The organism is Pseudoroseomonas ludipueritiae, from assembly GCF_014490445.1.
Lineage (GTDB): Bacteria > Pseudomonadota > Alphaproteobacteria > Acetobacterales > Acetobacteraceae > Pseudoroseomonas > Pseudoroseomonas ludipueritiae.
Genome location: NZ_JACTUZ010000202.1, coordinates 2,501 through 6,565, shown reverse-complemented (window position 1 = coordinate 6,565; position 4,065 = coordinate 2,501). Strand labels below are relative to the sequence as shown.

Annotated in this window: 3 protein-coding genes (1 of these 3 running past the window's edge); all 3 read left to right on the top strand. The window is 67.9% G+C overall.

The genetic code is table 11. From position 1 onward, the window contains the following. Positions 1 to 221 precede the first annotated feature (221 nt). Positions 222 to 1,658 (top strand): M20 family metallopeptidase, encoded by a 1,437-nt coding sequence (locus tag IBL25_RS23590; RefSeq protein WP_187780919.1) that lies wholly within the window; start codon positions 222 to 224, stop codon positions 1,656 to 1,658. Between the two features lie 24 nt (positions 1,659 to 1,682). Next, complete coding sequence (locus tag IBL25_RS23585; RefSeq protein ID WP_187780920.1) at positions 1,683 to 3,284, top strand: ABC transporter substrate-binding protein; 1,602 nt, start codon at positions 1,683 to 1,685, stop codon at positions 3,282 to 3,284. A gap of 655 nt (positions 3,285 to 3,939) precedes the next feature. Next, positions 3,940 to 4,065: the 5' end (the start) of a Bug family tripartite tricarboxylate transporter substrate binding protein gene (locus tag IBL25_RS23580; protein WP_187780918.1), read on the top strand. It continues 861 nt past the right edge of the window; only the first 126 of its 987 coding nucleotides appear in the window; the start codon lies at positions 3,940 to 3,942; its stop codon lies beyond the right edge, outside the window.

The following is a 4,065-nucleotide window of genomic DNA, read 5'->3' as shown; positions in this document are numbered from 1 at the left end:
CTCATAACCTGAAGGTCACAGGTTCAAATCCTGTCCCCGCATCCAGAAAATACCGCATATCCCCAGATTCATAGCCGCACTGTTCCACGACAGCGCGGCATTGCGGCGTTCCGCTTGCGCAGCAGGCATGAGTTGCCCCGGCATGCCAGCAGGCATAGGTAGCGCGCATGATCTGTTATCCTGCCAGAAAGGATAACAGGATGCGACGCGCAGGAGCCCCTATGCGAAACGAACCGATCGCCCTCTCCACCCTCTCCGCCAGCGTCGACCGCAAGAGCCCCGCTTTCACCGCGGTTGCGGACCGTATCTGGGACCATGCCGAGCTGCGCTTCGAGGAGCACCGCTCCATCGAGGAACAAATCGCACTGCTGGAGGCTGAGGGCTTTCGGGTCACCCGCAACCTGGGCGGCATCCCCACGGCCTTTGTCGCGGAAGCCGGCTCCGGTGGTCCCGTCCTCGGCTTCTTGGGTGAATTCGACGCCCTGGCCGGCCTCAGCCAGGAAGCCGGCGTGGCGGAGCCGCGCCCGGTGAAGCCCGGCGCCACCGGCCATGGCTGTGGCCATAACCTGCTGGGCGCCGGCGCCATGCTCGCCGCCGTGGCCGCGCGCGACGCGCTGGCGGAGCAGGGCCTGCCTGGCACCGTGCGCTACTACGGCTGCCCCGGCGAGGAAGGCGGCTCCGGCAAGACCTTCATGGCGCGCGCCGGCGTCTTCAACGATCTCGATGCCGCCGTCTCCTGGCATCCGGGCGTGGTCAGCGCCGTCAATTCCTCCCGCTCCATGGCCAACTTCCAGGTCTATTTCCGCTTCAAGGGCCGCGCCTCGCATGCCGCCGGCTCGCCCTGGCTGGGCCGCTCGGCGCTGGATGCGGTCGAGATCATGAATGTCGGCGTGAACTACCTGCGTGAGCACATGCCGCTGGATTGCCGCGTCCACTATGCCATCACCAATACCGGCGGCAATTCGCCCAATGTGGTGCAGGCGGATGCCGAGGTGCTCTACCTGATCCGTGGCCCGCGCGTGAAGGAAGCCCAGGCGCTCTTCGACCGTGTGAAGGCCTGCGCCGAGGGCGCCGCCATCATGACCGGCACGCGGATGGAGATGGAGATCGACAAGGCCTGCTCCGACACCATCCCGAACACCGCGCTGGAGATGCGCATGTTCGAGAATCTCTCCAACCTTGGCGCGCCTGCCTTCGACGAGACCGACCGTGCCTTCGCCGCCGAGATCCGCCGCTCGCTGAGCGAGGAGGATATCGCCGACAGCATCAATGCCGTCGGCGCGCCGGAGGAGGTGGGCGCGCAGCCGCTGCATGAGGGCGTGCTGCATTTCGACGGCAATTCCCGCCCCGGCACCGGCTCCACCGACGTGGGCGATGTCAGCCAGATCGTGCCGACGGTGCAGTGCTGGGGCCCCACCTGGGCGGTCGGCACACCTTTCCACACCTGGCAGGCCGTGGCGCAGGGCAAGAGCCCCAGCGCGCATAAGGGCATGATCCAGGCCGCCAAGGGCATGGCTGCCACGGCGCTGGATATCTTCCAGGACCCCGAGCTGCTGGCCCGTGCCAAGGCGGAGCTGAAGCAGCGCACGGGTGGCAAGCCTTATGCCTGCCCCATCCCCGAGGATGTGCTGCCGCCGCCGCTGCGCGCGCGCCGCTGATTGAGACGGATTTCGGATATCATGATGCAGAAGAAGCTCCGGCGCGCCCTGTGCGCCGGCACCGCCGCGCTCGCGCTGCTGGCGCTGGCCCCCCTGAATCTAACTTCCCTGGCGCAGGCCCAGGAGCTGAAGGTGGCGATCGGGTCGCAGGTCACCTCGATCGACCCGCACTACCACAACCTCACGCCCAACTCGACCGTCGCGGGTATGCTCTTCAACTCGCTGGTGGGCACGGATGCGCGCGTGCGGCTGCGGCCCAATCTGGCGGAATCCTGGCGCCCGGTGGACGAGACGACCTGGGAGTTCAAGCTGCGCCCGGGCGTGAAGTTCCACAACGGCCAGGACTTCACGGCCGAGGACGTGGCTTTCACGCTGGAGCGCGTGCCGAACGTGCCGAACTCGCCTTCCTCCTACGCGCAGTTCGTGCGGGCCATCAAAAGTGTCGAGATCGTCGACCCGCTGACCATCCGCTTCCGCACCGAGGGCCCCTATCCGCAGCTGCCCAATGACCTCACCGGCGTCATGATGCTGGACAAGCAGACGCATGAGGGCGTGAGCACCGAGGACTTCAACACCGGTCGCGCCGCCGTCGGCACCGGCCCCTTCCGCTTCGTCTCCTACCGCAATGGCGAGAGCGTGGTGCTGGAGCGCAACGACAATTACTGGGGCGACAAGCCGCACTGGCAGAAGGTCAGCTACCGCATCATCACCGGCGATGCCGGCCGCACCTCGGCCCTGCTGGCCGGCGATGTGGACGTAATCGACCAGGTGCCGACCAGCGACCTCGCGCGGCTGCGCAAGGACAACCGCGTCCGGGTGGACGAGACGGTCGGCCTGCGGCTGATCTACCTGGCGCTGGACCAGGCGCGGGAGGATGGCTCCCCCCTCGTCACCGGCCCCAATGGCGAGAAGCTGGACCGCAACCCGCTGCGCGACCCGCGTGTGCGCCGCGCGCTCTCCCTCGCGGTGGACCGCGCCGCCATCTCGGCGCGCGTGATGGAGGAGGCGACGGTGCCGACCGGCCAGATCATGGCCGAGGGCATCTTCGGCTTCGCGCCCGATATCGCCGCGCCCAAGGCGGACCCGAACGCGGCCAAAAAGCTGTTGGCCGAGGCCGGCTACCCCAATGGCTTCCGCATCACGCTGCATGGGCCGAACGACCGCTACATGAACGATGCGCGGATCATCCAGGCGGTGGGCCAGATGTGGACGCGTATCGGCGTGCAGACAGCGGTGGAGGCGCAGCCTTTCACCACCTTCATCGCCCGCGCCGGCCGTGGCGAGACCAGCGCGCATCTGATGGGCCTGGCCGCCACCACGGGCGAGGCCGCGACCATGCTGCGCTCGCTGGTGGCGACGCAGAACCGCGAGGCGGGCATGGGCGCCTCCAACCGCGGCCGCTATTCCAATCCCGCCCTGGACGCCAAGCTGGCGGAAGCCATGCGCACGCTGGACGACGGCAAGCGCGAGGCCCTGCTGCAGGAAGCGACGCGGCTGATGGTGGCGGACCAGGGCCTGATCCCGGTGCATATCCAGAAGAATGCCTGGGCCCTGCGCCGCAACCTGACCATTGATGCCCGGGCCGACGAATATACCCGCGCCCAGGACATTCGCCCGGCGGAATAAGCCCGCCCTGGCCGGCCGGATGCGCCCAGCGCGCCGGCCGGCCGTCTTGGCGATATGGAGGGGCAGTGGGTGTATGTCCGCTGGCCCCCTTAACCTCGACCCGCCTTTGTTGATCTGCCCGGCGCCGGCGAAGCCCGTCACCTTCGCCAGCCTCGCATGGCCGAATGGCCAAAGGCCGGCCGCGACGGCCTGCCGATATCCGCCGCAAAAGCGCGCCATTCCCATCATCCCGACAATAGGTTCTTCCAGCAGGGCTGGGCGGAGAATGCTCGCGCGCATCCAGCTTCCCCTGAGCCTGTGCTCCGCGCTGGATCGATGAACAGGCTCGGAAGAGCGGGACCACCACGCGCCAGCTTGTCTTATGGAACGATCTTCTGCTGTCTAGTTTACCGTACAGCTTGGTTGCGTGCCCGGAAGCCTTACGGTTAGCCTCCCGCAAGGAACGAGGGGTGACATGGATGCCGGGAAGCATGGGCCGGTCGGTCGCGACATGGCGGCACCTGCCTTGTGGCTCGGCCTGTTGCGCGCCTCGCCTGCCGCGCCGCCGGACCAGCGGCGGCATCCCCGCTGGTGAGAAGCCGGCAACCGTCCTGCCGCTGTGCCACAAAGCGGCCAGCGGAACCGGAAGAACTCAAAAGAACAAGGAAACGCCGAGATGAAGAACAGCCTTCCCCGCCGCCAGCTCCTGGGGGGCGGCCTCGCCGCCGCGGCGCTCCTGCCCATGGCCGCCCCGCGTGCCGAAGCGGCCTGGCCCAGCCGGCCCATCCGCTTCATCGTGCCC

Excerpts from the sequence above, each read along its gene's own strand:
- IBL25_RS23585 (WP_187780920.1), top strand. The coding sequence starts at position 1,683 with ATGCAGAAGAAGCTCCGGCGCGCCCTGTGCGCCGGCACCGCCGCGCTC.
- IBL25_RS23590 (WP_187780919.1), top strand. The coding sequence starts at position 222 with ATGCGAAACGAACCGATCGCCCTCTCCACCCTCTCCGCCAGCGTCGAC.